Annotated in this window: 13 protein-coding genes; 3 read left to right on the top strand and 10 right to left on the bottom strand. The window is 65.1% G+C overall.

Features of this window, described 5'->3' with window-relative positions:
- Positions 1-929 precede the first annotated feature (929 nt).
- The 6 genes from HZB53_17155 to HZB53_17130 all read right to left on the bottom strand — a co-directional run bounded on the left by HZB53_17155 (position 930) and on the right by HZB53_17130 (position 7,676).
- Entirely contained in the window at positions 930-2,012 is a 1,083-nt protein-coding gene (locus HZB53_17155) for a GNAT family N-acetyltransferase (protein ID MBI5879379.1), read from the bottom strand.
- Between the two features lie 15 nt (positions 2,013-2,027).
- On the bottom strand, positions 2,028-2,780 hold the full coding sequence (locus HZB53_17150) for a GNAT family N-acetyltransferase (GenBank protein ID MBI5879378.1): 753 nt from the start codon (positions 2,778-2,780) through the stop codon (positions 2,028-2,030).
- Positions 2,770-3,489: a DUF3473 domain-containing protein gene (locus HZB53_17145; protein MBI5879377.1), complete on the bottom strand. Its 720-nt coding sequence runs from the start codon at positions 3,487-3,489 to the stop codon at positions 2,770-2,772. The genes HZB53_17150 and HZB53_17145 overlap by 11 nt, the downstream gene beginning before the upstream one ends.
- Before the next feature lie 141 nt (positions 3,490-3,630).
- Positions 3,631-4,689, bottom strand: coding sequence for a glycosyltransferase (locus tag HZB53_17140; protein MBI5879376.1), 1,059 nt, complete (start codon positions 4,687-4,689; stop codon positions 3,631-3,633).
- Positions 4,690-4,907: 218 nt separating this feature from the next.
- Positions 4,908-6,353 (bottom strand): M81 family metallopeptidase, encoded by a 1,446-nt coding sequence (locus tag HZB53_17135; GenBank protein MBI5879375.1) that lies wholly within the window; start codon positions 6,351-6,353, stop codon positions 4,908-4,910.
- A gap of 240 nt (positions 6,354-6,593) precedes the next feature.
- Positions 6,594-7,676 (bottom strand): succinylglutamate desuccinylase/aspartoacylase family protein, encoded by a 1,083-nt coding sequence (locus HZB53_17130; protein ID MBI5879374.1) that lies wholly within the window; start codon positions 7,674-7,676, stop codon positions 6,594-6,596.
- Between the two features lie 486 nt (positions 7,677-8,162).
- On the opposite strand from HZB53_17130, the gene HZB53_17125 reads away from it, so the two are divergent.
- Both HZB53_17125 and HZB53_17120 read left to right on the top strand, forming a co-directional pair.
- On the top strand, positions 8,163-10,028 hold the full coding sequence (locus tag HZB53_17125) for a hypothetical protein (GenBank protein MBI5879373.1): 1,866 nt from the start codon (positions 8,163-8,165) through the stop codon (positions 10,026-10,028).
- Positions 10,025-11,431 (top strand): hypothetical protein, encoded by a 1,407-nt coding sequence (locus HZB53_17120; GenBank protein MBI5879372.1) that lies wholly within the window; start codon positions 10,025-10,027, stop codon positions 11,429-11,431. The genes HZB53_17125 and HZB53_17120 overlap by 4 nt, the downstream gene beginning before the upstream one ends.
- Before the next feature lie 237 nt (positions 11,432-11,668).
- On the opposite strand, the gene HZB53_17115 is transcribed toward HZB53_17120, so the two are convergent.
- A complete protein-coding gene (locus HZB53_17115) occupies positions 11,669-13,372 on the bottom strand; it encodes a peptide ABC transporter substrate-binding protein (protein ID MBI5879371.1) in 1,704 nt (567 codons plus the stop codon).
- Between the two features lie 302 nt (positions 13,373-13,674).
- Between HZB53_17115 and HZB53_17110 the strand changes: the two genes are divergently transcribed.
- Positions 13,675-14,484: a hypothetical protein gene (locus tag HZB53_17110; protein ID MBI5879370.1), complete on the top strand. Its 810-nt coding sequence runs from the start codon at positions 13,675-13,677 to the stop codon at positions 14,482-14,484.
- A 47-nt stretch (positions 14,485-14,531) separates the two neighbouring features.
- Here the strand turns inward: HZB53_17110 and HZB53_17105 are convergent, their stop codons facing one another.
- The 3 genes from HZB53_17105 to HZB53_17095 form a co-directional block, all read right to left on the bottom strand.
- Complete coding sequence (locus HZB53_17105) at positions 14,532-15,527, bottom strand: ABC transporter permease (protein MBI5879369.1); 996 nt, start codon at positions 15,525-15,527, stop codon at positions 14,532-14,534.
- 8 nt (positions 15,528-15,535) lie between these two features.
- Positions 15,536-16,585 carry an ABC transporter permease gene (locus tag HZB53_17100; GenBank protein ID MBI5879368.1) on the bottom strand — a complete coding sequence of 350 codons (1,050 nt, stop codon included), beginning with the start codon at positions 16,583-16,585 and terminating at the stop codon, positions 15,536-15,538.
- A 289-nt stretch (positions 16,586-16,874) separates the two neighbouring features.
- Positions 16,875-18,701, bottom strand: a complete 1,827-nt coding sequence (locus HZB53_17095; GenBank protein ID MBI5879367.1) for a peptide ABC transporter substrate-binding protein — start codon at positions 18,699-18,701, stop codon at positions 16,875-16,877.
- Positions 18,702-18,793: the final 92 nt, after the last annotated feature.

Here is an 18,793-nt window from a genome sequence, read left to right as displayed (position 1 = left end):
TTATCTGCACTGAGTTTCGGGGTATCATTCGCCATGGCTTGCTCTCCCTGGATTGTTGGGTGGTACTAACAATCATACAGGATTTGAGCAAGCCGCTTTACTTGCTGCCAATTTCAGCCAATTTTGGATCTACTGAGACTATAAGAACTGGAAGAACAGAGTCTATTCATTCCTGCTGCCTACACCTCAGCACCGAATCCACGCCCCGAACGTAAGTGTTGAGTTCTTATACAGTGATGAAGACTTGATGCGGAGAGATGCGAACGGAAGAAGGCTGTTCATAAGTAGCGAGTTCAACCCAAAAACGGGCCGACACCGATCAGAGGATCTGAACTGTCCACATCCAAAACCCGAGTGGAACTCTAAACCAAGTATTGTCGATAAGGATGTTTACAACAGAAACGGAGATAACTGCGCTTTGAGTAAGAGCGATTTCGCTAGCAATGTTCTAAATAAAGCCGAGGGTTTCGACGACCTAGATTTCAGTGCCTTCACGAAGGTCTTCGACATCATTGCAACAATAGTATCCGAAGACTACTCGGAACAGGGATAACTAGCAAGTGTTCGTTAATTAAAGCGTCGCGTTCAAAAAATCGGAATCATCCTTGTATAACGCGGAACCCATATATCATTGCGTATTGGAATTCACGCAAGCTGTTATTGAAAGTGCTCTTTGCCGGCCTAAACTGATGCGTTTCCCGCCATAGTACTGCGCAAAAGTCTTCCTAGGAGCCGTTCGCTCGCAGGGACAGTTTTCTGCGACGCCTGTTGTCTAGCACCGGATTACCGGCAAATACAACGCCCTCCGCTCGGTCAGGAGGGCGCCGCCGCCGTTCCTTGCGGCGTAAGCGCCAAATGGTATCGCCGCCACGCCATCGACATCAGAGCCGGAAACACGTATTCACACTGCGATCCGCTTTGACGGATCATCACACGTTCGCCTCACGCGCTTTGATCACGTGCCACATCTCGCGCGTCATCTCCATGTCGTAGAACAGCATCTGCATGCCCCAGGGCGTGTGCCGGAAGAACCGGCGGTACTGGGCGTTGGCCGGCTGCTCGGCCGCCCGCCACTGCGCCTCGGCGGCGTAGCCGCGATGGTGCTCGCCGTAGTCGCGGAAGCCGAGGCGCAGGTAGGCGCGCCGTGCCCGCTCGTTGGTGGCCGCCACGTCCAGCACCATGCGCTCGAAGCCGAGCACATCGAAGTAGTAGTCCAGGAAAGCCTTCAGCGCCTCCGACCCGTAGCCTTTGCTCACTTCGCCCGGCGCCAGCCCGATGCCCAGGCGCGCCTGGATGCGCTTCTCGATGTCGCGCAGCGAGATATGCCCGATCATGCCGCCATCATCCGGCCGGTCGATGGCGTACAGGCGCATGACCGGCGTCTCGATATAGTGGGCATACCACTCGATACGCTCGAACGAGGTGGGCGGCGGGATGATCCACGGGTCGTCAAACGGCGTGAACACGCCGCGCCAGCCGTCCATCAACTCGAGGTCGCTCCAGAAGAACGGCCGCACGCGCAGCCGCGGACTCTCCACACTCGTACCGAACGGCCACGCACGCGCCTCGATCAACTGCTGCGCGGTGCTCACGGCCTGCGCCACGTTCTGGCGCACGGCCAGCGGGTAGTCCCAGCGCGCGCTGTGCGCGGCGTACTCGTCCTCGTCCAGCAAGCGCACGACCCAGTCGCTGTCCACATCGACGTCCAGGTCGAGATCGGTGAATGTGACGGAGCGCCCGTCGAACTGCACCGGCGTAGCGATATTCACGTAATGGCGCACGCCGCGCCCCTGGCTCCAGTCGTAGACCTGCTCAACGTTGAACCAGCGGTCGGTCCAGAGGAAGGCGCGCATCGGGGACGGGAACGTGCCGCTGTTGCGGCCGCGATAGGCGGTGCCGGCGGCGACGGCGAGTACCAGCAGGTTGGCGCGCTGATACTCGACACGCGCGGGCCATTCGTAGTTCAGCGAGCCGTCGTACTTGAGCGCGCGCAGGAGGACGGTGTCGGACATGACGGGACGGGCGGCCTACGCCTCGAACTCCGCCAACCCCGAGACGGCGATCGGGCGGTAGCCCAGCGCGCGGCATAGCCCGAGCGATGGATAGTTGGTGTAGTCGGCGGCGTACAGCACGACCCGGCCGAGGGCGAGTGCGCACTCGGTCACGCGGGCCACGACCGCGCGCGCCAGCCCGCGCCGCCGGTAGTCCGGCACGGTGTAAACGCCCTGCACAATGGCGGCATACTCGCTCATGGTCGTGCCGTCGGCGATGCTGACCGCCTGCTCGTCCTCGATGGCGGCGCAGACCGGGCCGGGCCCGTCGAGCGCCAGCCCGCTGATCGCCTTCACCAGTTCCAGGTCAAACAGATAGCGCTCGGCCCAGTGCGGCGTCAGCCGGACGATCTGCTCGTTGCGCGAAGCGGGCGCTTTGTAGTCTCCGCTGCGACAGAGGTGCAGCACCTCGTAGCTGATCTGCGACTTCGGGAACTTCTCAGCCACGTCGCGCGTCGCCCATTCGGGGAACGAGATGCGCCAGCCGAGCGGCGAGCAGGTGGGCAGGCGCTCGAGTAGCGCGAGCAGCGCATCGCGCGTGGTCGCGACCAGGTGGAACGTGGCCCACTCGCAGTCGATCAGCGCGCCCTCGAAGTCGCCGCGCGCGTTGTACCAGACCTGGGCGGGCGCGTCCGGGCGCTGCTGGCAGCCGATCCACGCCGTGGCGTGGAGGATCGGATCGATCGGCAGGGCGCCGAGCAGGCGGCCCTGGGGAATATTATCGATCATCGATGGTTGGCTCCGACTGCATCTCCGTTATGTAATCTTCGGCCGCGCCCCACTCGAACGCGTCCAGCAAGCGTTCCAGCGTCGCGCGCGCGCCCGCCAGCCGGTAGTAGTGCGTCGCCAGCGCCAGCGGACGCGCGTCGCCCCGCAGGCGCGGCTGTGCCGGGTCGAACTCCCACGGGTGGAAGTAGAAGACCGCCGGCCGGCCCTGCCGGTTCAGGCGGGCGACCGTCCAGCGCAGCAGCGCGCCCGGCCAGAAACGCGCATAGAATCCGCCGCCCACCGGCACGTTCAGCCATCCAGCGCGCAGCGTCGTGATCGGCAGTTCCCACAGGCCGGCGGCCGCCCGGTGCGGGAAGCGCGGCGCCGATGGCACGCCGTACCGGTAGTTGTGCACCGGAAATATACTCGAATCATAACACAAACCGGCCGCGGCCAGCGTATCCGGCGCCCAGGGCGTGCGCGCCGTGAGCGAGAACATGGCGGCCCGGTGCCCGCGCACGCGCCGGCCCGTCAGGTCTTCCAGCAGGGCGATTGAGCGTGCCAATTCTGCCGCGAACTCGGCGCGGCTCTGCCGGTAGATCGGCGTGTGGGACCAGCCGTGCGTGCCGATCTCGTGCCCAGCGCCGGCGATGCACCGGATGCAGTCCGGGTGCTCGTACGCCGCAGTGCCGAGCACGAAGAACGTCGCGCGTGTGCCATGCCTGGCCAACGCGTCGAGAATATAGTCCAGGCCGATATGCAGACGACGCTCGAACGACGGCCAGCGCTCCGGCGCGACTTCCAGCCCGTGATACCAGTCTTCGACGTCAAACGTCAGGATGTTGCGGATGATCGCCTCGCAGTGTGCTGGTCAGCCGATGGCGCGGTACACGGCCAGCGTCTCTTCCGCCATGCGCGCCGGCGTGAACTCCGCGGCCCGCAGCCGGGCGGCGCTACCCATCCGCGCGCGCAGCCCTTCGTCGCCGAGGAGCCGGTTGAGCGCGCTCGCCAGCGCCGGCGCGTCACGCACCGGCACGCTCAGGCCGGTCTCGCCGTCGCGGTTCAGCCAGCGCACACCCGGCAGGTCGCTGCTCACCACCGGCAGTCCGCACGCCATCGCTTTCAATTGTGCCAGCCCAAACGCCTCGGCCCGCTCGGTAGATGGGAAGACGAAAACCCGCGCCGACCGCATCAGGGCGATCAGCGCCTCTTCCGTGACCGCGCCCGCCCACGCGACGCGCTCGTTCAGCCCAGCCCGCGCCGCCTGGCGGTGTAAGCGCGCGCGCCACGGCCCATCACCGGCAATCGTGATCGATCCGTCAATCTGCGGCGCGGCTGCGAGCAAGACCTCGACGCCCTTATAGTAGCACAGTCGCCCGGCCGACAGTACCGGCGCGCCGCCGGGTGCCACCGATCCCGGCGTGTAGCGCTCCGTGTCGATGCCGTACGGCACGATCTGCACGCCATCACGTCGTCCCGCCAGCGCCGGCGACGTGCGCGCATAGTCAGCGGTCGCGACGATGACCGCCTGTGCGCGCGCCAGCATACGCTGGTGCAGGGGCCGGTGGAGCGCCAGCGCCGCCCATGGCCGCACATAGTCATTGTGCAGCGAGATGACCAGCCGGCGCGGCGGTGCGGCCAGCAGCGACCATTCGCCGAGCGGGCAGGGCAGGTGCAAATGTACGATGTCGGCCTGCACGGCGCGCACCCAGCGCGGCCACGACGGGCAGAACGGCGTGAACCAACGGCCAAACGACGCCGCGCGGATGATGCGCACGCCGTCCACCGTGTCAACGCGCGTGACCGGTCCGGCGCTGGACGTCAGCACGACCGGCTCAATACCCTGCGCGACCTGCAAGCGCGTCAGGTCGGCGAGATAGTCTTCGATCCCGCCGCGCACCGGCGCGAAGTCGTGGTAAACGTGCAGCACCCGCACGCTCGCGATTCTAGCACAGGTTGGCGGGCGCGGGCAACCCTATCCACGAAGAAACACGAAGGAACACCAAAAACCTCTTTATCCGCGAATAACACGAATACACGCGAATGAAACCTGCCACAAAGGCGAATCATGGTATTCGCGTCGATTCGCGTTATTCGCGGATGGCTTCTTGCTTGGTGTTTCTTCGTGTCCCTTCGTGGACAACCGGTTTACAGATTGATCGGCCAGATGTCGCGGTTGGCCTTCTTGTACGGGATGAGCTTGAAATCGGGCACGAGCGCGCCCGGCGCGGCTACGTACATGACCTTCTGCATGAGCGGCTCGAACGCGGCGTAGAAATGCTGCATCGACTTGACGACCAGGATCTTCTTCGCGCGCGGGTCGATGCCGACGTTGGTGAACACTTCGGGGCTGAACGTCTGGCAGCGGTTGCTGTTGGCGACGATCGAGACGCCGTTCGCGGCGTGCAGCGCGACCATGTCGCCCAATTGCGCCGTGCCGGCCCCGAAGCGCTGGGTGGCGCGGCGGGCGAGCTTGCCGATCTTCACGCGCAGGTCGACCGGGTCGCCGGACATCGGCCCCATCTTGCCCCCGATGCGCAGGTCGGTCTCGGCGCCCTCGCCCGCCTCCAGCGCGACCGCCACCACGACCGGGTCCCAGATGCAGCCGACCGCTGCGCTGCCGATACCGCGCTCCAGGATGCGGCGCAGGATGAACGTCGAGTCGTTGGGCGCGCCGCCGCCGGCGTTGTCGGCCACGTCGGCCAGCACGACCGGCTGCCCGTTGAACGCCAGCGCCTGGTCGAGCGCGCCGTCGATCGTCTGGTACGGCGGCTGGACCGAGTCGCGCAGGGCGTAGAAGCGGTCGCCGACCGCGCGCGCCAACTGTGCGCCCTGCTCCGGCTGGCCGTCGGTCACGACCAGCACGCGCGTGCCCATGTCGGCCACGTCGCCCCACGGGAAGCCGTGCCCCAGTGAAACGGAGAGCACGCCGTCTTTGCCTTCCAGCGACTGCATAGTGTTGACGAACGAGCGCATCGGCTCGCGCGAGGTGTGGAAGACGCCGATCATGCGGCAGTCGTGCATCGACGTGACCGGCTTGAGCTTGCCGTCCAGCTTGCCCGCGATGATATGGAACAACTCGACGGCGCGTTCCGGCATGTCGATGTGCGGGTATTCCTTGTAGGTGATCACGGCGTCGGCGTGCGTGATCAGTGTTTGTGTCAAGTGGCAGTGCAGGTCGAGCTCGACGCCGATCGCGGCCTTCGGGCCGACGATCGCGCGCACGCGCTGCGTCAGGTCGCCCTCGCAGTCGTCGTAGCCGTCGGCGACCATCGCGCCGTGCATCATCAGGAACACGCCGTCAACCGGCATGGCGGCGCGCAGGTCGGCAAGGATCTCGTCGCGGTATGCCTCGTACACGCTGCGCAGGGTGATGCCGGCCGGCTGTGCGAACGTGGCAAGGCTCTCGACGACCTCCCAGCCGCGCGCGCGGCCCAGGTCGCGCCAGCGGATCAGCGGCACGCAGGCCGAGTACGGCCGGTCGCCGTAGTCGCCGTGGCGGTGCATGCAAGTCGCCTCGAAGTTCGCCTCGCCAGTGAGAAATGGCGAGAACGTATTGGTTTCGGTGCCCAGCAGGGCGGTGAAGAGTTTCATTGGATAGCTCCGTTATGGTGAAGGATCAGGTTTCGGGTGTCGGGTTTCAGGGATCAGGGATCAGGGAACAGGGCTCAGGGATCGGGGGAACAGGAAGCAGTGAATGGTGAACCGTGAACAGTGATTGCCGAACCGATGCCGGCCCGCAGTGTTTAGGCACAGAGAGTCTTCGGGCCATCGGTGACTGTACCCTGAAACCCGATCCCCGACACCAGATCCCTGCTCCCTGACACCTGATCCCTATTCCTCGTCCCACTTCATCACGAGCGGCTCGTCGTCGGCGACGGCCAGCGTGCAAATGACGCCATGTTTGTAGACCTGCAGGCCGCCGGTCAGACCGATGACCCAGCCGTCGTGCGCGGTCGCCACCTCGCACAGCGTGCGCCCGTAGATGTCGCTGATGTGCGCGACGATATCGCCCGCCCGGACACGCTCGCCCTCGCGCACATGATGGCGCAGGAGGCCGGTCTGCGGCGCGCGCGGGTGATTCTCGCGGCGCAACGGCACGTTGCCGTCGAATTGCGGCGTGTTCATCGGCTGCACCGGCTCGTCGAGCATGCCGGCGCTGACCAGCGCGTTGTGCAGGCCGTTGACTGCGGCGGCGACGACGCCGGGGTCAACGAAGTTCGGCGCGCCAAGCTCAGCCGTGAACGCCGGGATGCGCAGCAGGTTCAGCGCAACGCCGCTGGTCGAGCGGTACAGCTTCTGCCGCAGGTACTGTTTGCGGCTGAACTCGAAGACGGCGGGCAGGCCGAACGCGGCGATCAGCTTGCCGGTGCGCGACTGCAACTCCTCGGCGGCTGCCCGGTCGCCGTCGGCCTCATAGAAGACCTTGTCGCGGATCGAGAACGGCACCGACTGGTAGTGCGCGTTGTGCAAGTCGATCAGATAATCGGCCGCGCGCATCTCCTCGAACAGGCGCGCCCAGACTTGCTCGATCATCGACGGGTGCTCGGATTGGCCTTCGCCGTTCTTCCTGGGGCGGTCGGGGAAGAGCCGGTTGGGGTCCTGTGCGTCGAAGTACGGCTGGCGGTTGCGTACGCGAAAGCCGGCCGGGCTGAGCGACGGTATCGCGACGACGGTGCCGCGCAGCCGGCGCGCCAGGTCGGCGTTGACCAGGTCGTGGATGACGGCGATGCCGGTCAGTTCCGGGCCGTGGATATTAGCGGTCAGCCAGAACACGGGCCCGTCGTGCAGCCCCTGGGCGATCATCACCGGCAGCTCTTCGGGCGTGCCGGTCGGGTGGTCAAAGGCGTGCCAGCGGCCGGTGGTCAACTGGCCGGCCTGCGCGCGCGCCGTGCCGAGGCGGATGTCTGTGGGCATGAGTGCGTACCTTTCGTGGTTCTGTACTGTGCCGATTCTAGCCGCGAGGCAGGCCACTCGTCAAGCGCGGTAACATCGCTGTCCACGAAGTTACACGAAGGAACACCAACAAAGCTAATCCGCGAATAACGCGAATCGACGCGAATAGCACGGTTGTCAGCAGAACGCGTTCGCGCCGCTTGCGCTGTGCTCCAGCCGGTCATGTTGAGCGCGAAGGCAAGCACGTCGCCCTGGAATTGCGCCACCCGCGCGAAACATCTGAATTGCTGGATTGTAGATGCTTCGCGCGCGAAGCGTGCTCTCGGCCGCATGCCTGACCTTCGCGCTCAGCATGACGGTTTCGTGAAGATTCGCATTATTCGCGGATCGGTTCTACTTGGTGTTTCTTCGTGTCCCTTCGTGGATAGATTCTGTTTGGGCAACATGCGCCGGGATGCTAGAATCGAGTGATCTGTACCATGCGTTACAACACACCGGGGAGCGTTCATGCAAATCATTGTCTGTATCAAGCAGGTGCCGTCGATGGAGCAGATCAAGTTCGACCACGCGACGCGCCGCGTTGTGCGCGAGGGCGTGCCGGGCAACCTCAACACGTTTGACCGCCGCGCCATCACCGAGGCGATCAAGGTTCGCGACCAGGTCGGCGGACAGGTCATCACGGTCACGATGGGCCCGCCGCAGGCGCGCGCCGTGCTGAGCGAGTCGCTGATGATGGGCGCCGACCGCGCCGTGCACCTGCTCGGCAAAGAGTTCGCCGGCGCCGACACGCTGGCCACCGCGCGCGCGCTGGCCGATGCGTGCCGCAAGATCGGCTACGACATCGTCTTCTGCGGCCGCTACGCCATGGACTCCGAAACGGCGCAGGTGCCGCCGATGCTGGCCGAGTTCCTCGACGCGCCGCAGATCACCGGCGTGCGCGAGTTGCGCGTGTCGGCCGGAAGCAAGACGATCACCGCCGTGCGCGAGCTGGACGAAGGCTTTGAGACGCTCGAGTGCGAACTGCCGGTTGTCCTGAGCGCCTCCGAGCAGTTGAATAAGCCGATTCGCGTTGGCCCGGCCGATGCGCCGAAGGCCGAGGGCAAGCCGATCGATGTCTGGTCGGCGGCCGACCTGGGCGGCGATCTCGCGCAGTACGGCCTGCCCGGCTCGCCGACCTGGGTTGAGGCGATCTACGAGGATGCGCCCAAGCGCAAGCAGATTATGCTCAACAGCGGCGACCTCAAGCAGGACGTGCGCCAGTTGGTCGCGCGCCTGCGCGAGGCCGGCTGGCAGGGCAGTGAGTGGAAGGTCAGCGGCGGGCACTCGCACACGCGGGCGCGCGCGGCCGACCGTAAGCCGTTCCAGCGCGGGGCGAAGGCGGTATGGGTGGTGGCCGAGGCGCTGGGCGACACGGCGCCTGACCCGCACGTGCACACGCAGCAACACTTACGCGACGTGACGCGCGAGTTGATGGGCGCGGGCATCACGCTGGCCAACCAACTGGACGGCGAACTGGCGGCCGTTGTGCTCGGCTACAAGCCGCATCCGCTGGTCAACGCGCTGGCGGAGCTTGGTGCCGATAAGGTCTACGTGGCCGACGCGCCGATGCTGCGCCAGTATCACACCGAGGCGTTTACACTGGTGCTGGCGGCGGCGATCCAGGACTATAAGCCGTATGCCGTGCTGTTTGGCGCGACCGCCAACGGCCGCGACCTCGCGCCGCGTGTGGCCGCCCGGCTTGGCCTCGGCCTGACCGGCGACGCGGTCGGCATGCAGGTCGATGCCGAGGGCCGCCTCGTGATGTTGAAGCCGGCGTTTGGCGGCAACATCATCGCGCCGATCCTGTCGCGCACGACGCCGGTGCTGGCGACGGTGCGGCCGGGCATGTTCGCGCCCGCCGTGCCGGAGCCGGGACGCAACACGATCCTCATGCGCCTGCCGTCGTACCCGTTCACGCCGCGCGTGCGCAGCCTGAAGCATGAATTGGTGTCGCCGGAGGTGCTGCAGCTTGACAATGCGGAGGTCATCGTCGGCATCGGCTACGGTGTTGGTGGGCCGGAGGGGGTCGCGCGGGTGCACGACTTCGCGCAGCGCATCGGCGCGACGGTGGCGGGCACGCGCAAGGTGACCGACGCCGGCTGGCTCGCGCCGCAAGCGCAGGTCGGCATCTCCGGCCGCCCGATCGCGCCGCACCTGTATCTCACGCTCGCCGTCAGCGGCGCCTTCTACCACACGGTCGGCATCCAGCGCGCGGGCACGATCGTGGCGGTCAACAGCAGCGCCGAAGCGGCAATATTCAAGCAGTCCGATTACGGCATCGTCGCCGACTGGCAGGCGTTCATCGCCACGATGGACGAGGTGCTCGCCGAATGACGCGTGCGCGGGTACGCCGCGTGCTGCTCGCGGGCGCGCGCCTGATCGCATTGGCGTTGCTGCTGGCGCTCGCCGCGTGCGGTGCGCCGGCGTACCCGACGCCGACGGCCGCGTCGTCGCCCGCGCCAACCGCAATGCCGACAATCACCGCGACACCGACGTTCACGGCCACGCCCACGCTCGCGCCGACCCCAACGGTGACCGGCACGCCCACGCGCACGCCGGTGCCGACCTGGACGCCGCTGCCGACGGCCACACCGGGCGGACCGCGTGTGACGAAGCTCGGCATCCATCTGCTGATCGGCGACCACAAGAACCGCTGGCCGGTCGAGGTCTGGCCGCAGCATCTACGTTATGCGCGCGATCTGGTCGGCGAGTGGGGTTACGTCGTCGTGCTCATCCGCCTGGACGATCTCGACGTGGAGCGCTGGCAGTTCTTCCTCGATTTGTGCGCGCAACTGCACCTGACGCCGGTTGTCCGCTTCGCCACCTGGTACGACAACACCAACCGCTGGTGGGCCGCGCCGATCCGCGACAGCGAGGGCGGCGGTTACTGGACGGTGGCGGAGCAGTACCGCGACTTCCTCGACCAGTTGCGCTGGCCGACCACCCAGCGCCTGCTGATCATCGGCAACGAGCCGAATCGCGGCGACGAGTGGGAGAACCAGCCGAACGGCGAGGCATACGCGCATTTTCTCGGCGACGTGTCGCGCCGCCTGCGCGAGAACGATCCGAACGTCGTGATTCTCAACGCTGCACTCGACCTCTATGCGCCGAACACGAACGGCAAGCCGTTCGACGACGGCTTTCGCTATGTCGACGCCGACACGTTCATCGCGCAGATGCTGAAGTGGGACAAGCAGATCTTCAGCAAGGTACAGATACTAAACTCGCACGCCTACCCGCTGGGGCCGTTCAACCGTGCGCCCAGCGAGCAGGCGATGCAGTTCGACTACCTGAACGGCGCGCAGCCATTGCGCGCGGGAAGCTGGCCGTCCGGCATCGTTAATCGCGGTGTGAACTCGTACAGCTGGGAGCTCTACCGTATCGCCGAGGCGGGCGGTCCGGCGTTGCCGGTGATGATCACGGAAACGGGCTGGCGGCACCCGGAGACGACCGCGCCGAGCACCGGCGATGCCGCGCACGCCACGGTCAGCGCGGCGCAGATGGCCGACTACTTTGAAATGGCGTTCATCGGCAACCGCGGCCAGTTCACCGCGCCGTACGCGCGCAGCGGCTGGACGCCGTGGGAGGACGATGCGCGCGTCATGGCCGTCATCCCGTTCGCGCTGAACGGGCGGCCGGGCGAGTGGGGGCACTCGAACTGGCTGATGCTCGACGATGACGGTGTGGTGCTGGGGACATACGCGCCGTACCAGCGCATGCGGCAATTGCGGCGCTGAGGCGCCGGTCGCTGCAACACAGACAGGAGCGGCGTGTGAACCGTCCACAGTGGGATAGCCCATACCGACTGCGGGCTTGTTCTGCGCGCCATGCTAATGCGGTTCGCCGTGTAGAGGCAGGTCTTTGACACCCCAAAGGGTGCGACACGTCGCCTGCTCGTCGGACAGGCCAAAGGCCTGTCCCTACATGCGGCGTGCAGCCATGTGAGGCAAGCCGCCAGCTGTTTCGTAATCGTGCTAATGCGGCAGTATCTTCCACCCCATCAGGCTGGTGCTGGCGAAGAACGCGTCGAGCGGCGTCTGTTTGGCGCCGCTGACATGCGGCTGCACCAGCCAGTTGTCGGCCGTGTGATACAGGAAGATCACCGGCACGTTGTCGGTCAGGATCTGCGCAGCCTGCTTGTACAGGCCGTCCCGCTTCTTCGGGTCGAGTTCGCGGTCGGCCTCGCGCACCAACTGGTCGTATTTGTCGTTCTTCCAGCCGGTGCGGAACGGCGCGGTGCTGCGCGAATCGAAGATCTGGTACCAGTCCTGCGGGTCGGCATAGTCCTGGCACCAGCCGTACAGGAACAGACCCGGCAATGTTTCCGGCTTCGAAGCGTTGTTCCGGTAGGTCTGCGCGTCGAGCGGATCGGCCTTGACCGCCACGCCGAGATTGGCCTTCAACTGCCCCTGCAGCCAGTCGGCGCGCGCCTGGTTGCGCGGGCTGGCCACGTAGCCGTAGCGGACGTCGCCGAGCTTGTCCGGCGCGAGGCCCGCCTGCGCCAGTTCCTTCTTCGCGGCCGCCGCGTCGAACTTGAGCACGGCCAGGTCGGCATAGCCGCCGGGCAGGCCGGGCGGCACGAACTCGTTGGCCGGCGCGCCCGCGCCCTTTTCCACGTCCTTGACGTACAACGCCTTGTCGAGCGCCTGCGCGAAAGCGCGCCGCACTGCCACCTTGTCGAACGGCGGCTTGGTCGTGTTGAAGCCGATATAGAAGGTGCAGCCGCCGGTGCGCGAGACCAGTTGCGGCTTGAGTTTCGCATCGACCAGCGACTGCGCCAGTTCATTGCCCGCCACGCGAATCGCGTCGAGTTCGCCGTTCTGGTAGCCGATCAACGCGGCCGAGCCGTCGCTGACGGTGATCTCGATGCGCTCGACGGGCGGCTTGCCGCGCGTATAGCGCGGGTTGGCCGTGAAGACGATGCGCGCGCCGCGCCGCCACTCGGCAAGCAGATACGGGCCGTTGCCAATGTAAGTCGCGGGCTCGATCCACTTGTCGCCAAACTTCTCGACGAGATCCTGGCGGGCCGGCAGTCCTGCCGCGCCGGCCAGCACCGCCATGAAGTATGGCGCGCGCGCCGTCAGGCGAAACTGCAGCGTCTGGTCGTCCAGCGCTTTCACGCCGACCGCATCGCGCAGCTTCTGCAGTTCTTCCTTGCTCGCCTTCTTCGGGTTGGCCGAGGCGTACGCCTCCGCGCCGACCATGACATAGCCGGTGAAAGCGTTGTCCGCGGCCAAAGCGGGATCCAACTGCCGTTTCCAGCCGTACTCGAAGTTCCGGGCCGTCAACGGCTGCCCGTCGCTGTAGAGCAGTCCGGGCTTGAGCTTGACGGTGTACGTCAGACCATCGGCGGAAGCCACGGGCATGTCAGCGGCCATATCGGGCACAAGATTGCCTTGCGCATCATAGGTCAGCAGATTGCTGAAAACCAACCGCACGAACTCCATCTCGTCCGTTGCGGACGCCTGCTGCGGGTCGGTGGTCGACGGCTCCTGACTGATTTGCAGGCGCAAGACCTGCGGTACCGGCTTGGGGGTCGGCGTGGGCGGGATAGGCGTCGGCGTGGTGGTCGCCGCCGGCTCCGGTGTGGCCGGGACGGCGGTCGGCGCCGGCGCGATGGTCACATCGCACGCGACCAGCCAGAGGACGAGCGATAGCAATGCCAGCCATTTCTTCATGCAGGTCAGTTCTCCGGAAATCCCGTTGACGTGGTGAATAGCGTGCCGGGGAGCATCGTGTGGTGAAATTATACCGAAGAGGGACAGCACGCCGAAATGGGTACATCCAGGAATTGTCGGGATCACGTAGGGGCGCACCAGCGTGTGCGCCCGCTTGACGCATTGAGGGCAGACACGTCGGTCTGCCCCTACCGTTTGCGCACCGCTCCGACATCGTGGGTATCCCCGCCGAAATCGCCGGTTGCCCGCGGACCGGAATCACCCTACAATGGAGGGTGCATCTCTGACTTTGAGGACGACCTATGAATGACAGAATCTGTGTCGCATTATGCGCATTGCTCGGCCTGCTGGTCATTGCCGGCTGCGGCGCCGCAACGCCCACGGCCGCCCCGGCGCCGACCGCCACGGCCATGCCGTCGATCGTGCTGGCCGGCGGCTATCGCCCGCTGCAAACCGGCGACAACGTGGAAGGCGCGACGATCGACTACCAGTATATCCTGCCCTCGCCGGACAAGCCGACGCTGGTGATCGCTTTCGGCCAGCAGATGCTGACGCTGGTGCAGGTCAACCCGGAGATGAGCGATGGACTGGTCGCCTATATGAGCGAGGTGCTGGCACAGAGCGGCAGCGTGCTGGCGTTCGACGAGGCCGACCCGCAGCAGGATACGCCCAAAGCGATTACGTTCGACAAGACGAGGCCGGTGGAGATCGCGTTCATACCGCTGACCGAGGGACAGCATGCGTGGTCGGCGTTCGAGAGCGCCGGCGGCGAGACGCATACCGCTTACAAGATCATCCGGCGGCGCGACGGGGGGTTGCGCTTCGTGGACGCGTACGATATCGTCGTCCTGCAGTCGTACAACAATATCATCACGCGGCTGGGCAACGGCACCGGCTTGGGGTTCTCCGCGCGGCTGGCGCAGTTGAAGATGATTCTGGCGGGCCCAGCGTACCAGTTCGGCGCAAACCCGATGCAGGCGCGCCCGCCCGACATCACGAAATACGACCCGCGCGTGTTGAAAGTGGATACCAACAAAACCGGGCTCGACATGAACGTGGCGTGGGTGCTTTTGTCACGCAACGCGCCGAGCCCGATTCCGATCGGGAACTGATGTAGGGGCGCGTTGCCACGCGCCCGGCGGGCACATGCAATGTGCCCCTACGATTGGTTTTTCTGCCGCGGGTCGAGCGCGTCGCGCAAGCCATCGCCGATGAAGGTGAAGGAGAGCAGCACGGCGGCGATGCAGATTGACGACAAGATCAGCATGGACGGCTGCGACAGCATCAGCAGGCGGCCTTCCAGCAGCGTGTTGCCCCACGAGGTGGGGAAGATAGCCGCAGGGTCGGTGGCAGGGCGAATACCGACACCGATGAAGCCGAGCGTCGCTTCGGTCACAATCGCCTGCGGCACCAGAAACGCGGCCGAGACGATGACCGGCGAGAGCGTGTTCGGCAGCAGGTGCTTGAAAATGATCTGGATGTTTGAGGCGCCGATGGCGCGCGCCGCCTCGACAAACTCCTTCTCTTTCAGGCTCAAGACCTGGCCGCGCACCAGGCGCGCCACGCCGACCCAGTTCACGACCGCCAGTGCGCCGAACAGGAGAAACAGCCCGTTGAACAGACCGCCGATCCACGAGTCGCGTAGGGCGGTCATCACGATGATGAAGAACAGCAAGTCGGGGAAGGCGTAAACAACATCGGTCAGGCGCATCAGAAAGTTGTCCACGGCGCCGCCAAAGAAGCCAGAGATTAGACCAATAATGGTGCCGATCGTGACGATCAGGATCATTGGAATAAAGCCGACGACCATCGAGGTGCGCGCACCGAAGATGACGCGGCTCAAGACATCACGGCCGATCGAGTCGGTGCCGAGCGGGAATTCGGGACGGCCGGTCTTGGCCGGATTGGCGTCTACCACCCAACTGGGATAGCGCTCCGAGTTGTTGGGGAACGATTCCAGCGCGTTCTTCGGCGCGATGACGTTTGCCAGCAGGGCAACGAGCGAAAAGAAAGCCACGATCACCAGGCCGGCCACCGACGCGCGGTTGCGCACCAGGCGGATCATGGCGTCGCGGTACAGGCTGGCCGGTTTACGGGTCAATAACTCGCCGACAGTCGCCGTCGCATGCGGCAGGATTTGTGCGCTTTGCGCCATATCTCCCCCTACTTACTGGCCAGGCGGATACGCGGGTCGAGGTAGCCGTACACCAGGTCCACGCCCAGGTTGGCGAATGCCACAAACGCAGCGTAGATCAGGGTCAGGCCCATGATCACGCCATAGTCGCGGCGGCCGATCGATTCGACGAACAGGCGGCCGATGCCGGTCACGCTGAATGTGTATTCGATGACGAACGATCCGGTGGTCAGCGCGGCAAACGCCGGGCCGAGGAACGTGACGACCGGAATCAGCGCGTTGCGCACGATGTGCTTCCAGATGACCACGCGCTCGACCAGTCCCTTGGCGCGCGCCGTGCGCACGTAGTCCTGGCGCATCACTTCGAGCACTGTGCTGCGCGTCAGGCGGGCCAGGAACGCCGATGTGCCGATCGAGAGGCAGAACGCGGGCAGCACCCAGCCCTTCCAGTCCTGCCAGGACACGTCCTCCAGCACTTTCAGCCAACCGAGCGTGCTGGCGAATAGCAAGATCAGCAGGAGCCCCAGCACGAAGTTCGGAATGCCGACACCGACTGTGACGATAAACAGCGAGACGTTGTCGATCCACGTGTTCTGGTTCAGCGCGGCGATCAGGCCCATGGGAAAACCGACGACGAGCGCGAAGACGAGCGCGATCATGCCGAGCGCGATGGTCGTGCCGACGCGGCTCTGCCAGGGCGGCGCGCCGTCGGTCAACGGGTCGAACAGCACGTCCTCGACCTGGCGGCCGCGGAAGCGAAACGACGGCCCCAGTTTGCCTTGTGCCAGGTTTACGATGAAAGAGGTGAACTGCGCATCAAAGAACGCGCCGATCGCGGCGACCGGCCCCTGGCCGCCCGTCCAGGCCTTACTCGTCGCGTCGGGGTTGAAGAACCACGGCTTGTCGAGGCCGTACTGGCGCATCAAACGCTCTTGCACGCCCGGGCCGCTCGTGCGGCTGTCGGGGTTGACGTCGAACGGCCCACCCGGAGTGGCATGCATGATCGTAAACGTAATAACGATCACGACCAGTAGGGTCGGGAATATCGCCAGGAAACGGCGAATGTAGAATGCACCCATTGTTTTGATGCTCCGCTAATTCAACATACCCATCTTCTGTTGTCGGGGCAGGGCTTGACCCTGCCCGGCACCCTGCGGGCAACCGCAACCCTCCAAAGAGGGCGAACACGTCGGGGTTGCCCCTACAGTCATTGCCTGTCGCGCATGGGGATGACCAGTCTGTCATTCGCATGCGCGACACGCCTTGGCGCCCGATATGCCGACGGGACGGCATCGCCTGCCGTCCCGTCGGCTGGTCTGCAAGAAACCCTTCGGGTCGCAAAGACCCGAAGGGTTGGTGTGGCTTAACTTACTGCTTCGGGTACGAGGCCGGAACCTTCGTCAGATCGACGGTATAGTTCCAGACCGGGCCCCACTCGCCGGCCCACTCCGCGTCGCTCGACGACGGGTTTTCCTTCAGGCCAGTGAGCCACGGCTTGATCAGGTACAGGTTCTCGCTGTAGTTCGACGGCGCGCCGGGCACATCGCCCAGCAGCATCGCCTCGGCCTTCTGGTACTCCTTGATCGAGGCGTCGAAGTCCAGCGTCTGGTCGGCCTTCGCCAGTTGCGCATCGAGGTCCTTGTTGCAGTACGAGTAGCGCTTGGCAAACGCCGCGCACTTCCAGTACACGCTCAACCAGTTCTGCGGGTGCGGGTAGTCCTGGATCCAGCCCTGGCGCGAAAGCTGCGGGTTGGTCTTCGGGTCCTTGGTCAGGGCCGTCATGACCGTCGCGTCCACCGGGTCCAATGTGACCGCGCAGTTGAAGACCTTCACGAAGTTGCCGGCCAGGAACTGGAAGCGCGCATGGTTCTGCGCGGTGCCGGAGTACGTGATCTTCAAGGCGCCCAACTTTGCGCAGTCGATCTTCTTGCCATCGGCCGTGCCGTAGCCGTTCTTCAGCAACGTCTCAACCGCTGCCTTCTGATCGGTCTTCGGCGCGCCTTCGACATCCGGCAGAGCGCCCGGCACGCCGGGCGGCACCCAGCGCGTGTACGGCTTGCCGATGCCCTTCAGCACGTCACGCACCCAGCCTTCGCGGTCGAACGCCTGCGAGAAGGCGATGCGGACGTTCTTGTCGGTGAACGGGGCGATGGCGTTGTTGTAGGCGATCATCGAAGTGATGGCCGCCGGGTAGCGAACAAACTCGGCCTTCAGCTTCGCGTCGGCGTTGACCTGATCGAGGAACGCTGAGGTCACGTCGATTTCGTCAACTTCGTCCTTCTTGTAGGCCTCGAAGCGCTTGATCTCGTCGGTCTCGTAGGTGGCGACGATGCGGTCGATCTTCGGCTTGCCGCGCCAGTAGTTGGCGTTCGCTTCGTAGGTGATGCGCTTGCCTTCTTCGATGCTCTTGATGGTGTACGCGCCGTTGCACTTGTGGCCGTCGGCCTTGGTCCACCACGTCTCCTGGTTGGCTTCCGACGTCTTCTTGTCCGTCGGGTAGGTCACCCAGGTGTAGGCGATGTAGTGCCAGAAACCGATCGGCGCGGTGAACGTAACGGTCAATTCACGCTTGGCATCATCGGCCTTGACGCCGTAGGCGGCGTACAGCTTCGCCAGGTCGGCATCGGCCAGCTTCTCGCCTTCCTTCGCGATCAGGTCATCGGCGCCGGCGATATTGTTGACGATGTCCATGTACTGCTTGTCCTTGACGCGCGGATCGACTTCGCGCTTCAGGGCGTACTCGTAGTCCGAGGCGTTCATCGCCGTGCCGTCCGCGCGCTTCAAGCCGTCGCGGATGTGGAACGTCATGCTCTTGCCGTCGGGCGCGATCGTCCACTTGTCGGCGGCGCCGGGGCCGATGTTGCCCTTGTTATCCAGGGCGGTCAGGCCCTCATAGCACAGCTTGAGGACTTCGATCTCGATGCCATACGACGAGCGCTGGGGATCGATCACGTCCGGGTAGGTCCCGCGGCCCAGGCGCAGGATCTGCGGGCCGGTCGGAGCGGGCGGCTTGGTCGGGGCGGCCGTCGGTGCGGCGGTCGGCTGCACGGCCGGGGGCGTGGTCGGCTGAACGACCGGCGCGGTCGTGGGTTGGATGGCCGGCGCGGTCGTCGGCGCAGCAGTCGGCGTCGGTGCGCCGCAGGCGACGAGCGCGACTAGCAATCCCAGCGCAAACAGGATGCTAAACTTCTTCATGCGGTTCTCCTCCTTGGAGATTAATGGTGCACAACACACACATTGACTGGCTTATTCAGATGAACACACTTGAATGGCAGAACCTCACCTCC

The sequence above is a fragment of the Chloroflexota bacterium genome (assembly GCA_016235055.1).
GTDB lineage: Bacteria > Chloroflexota > Anaerolineae > JACRMK01 > JACRMK01 > JACRMK01.
The sequence above is the reverse complement of the archived record's forward strand: the minus strand, read 5'-3'. Positions and strand labels throughout refer to the sequence as shown.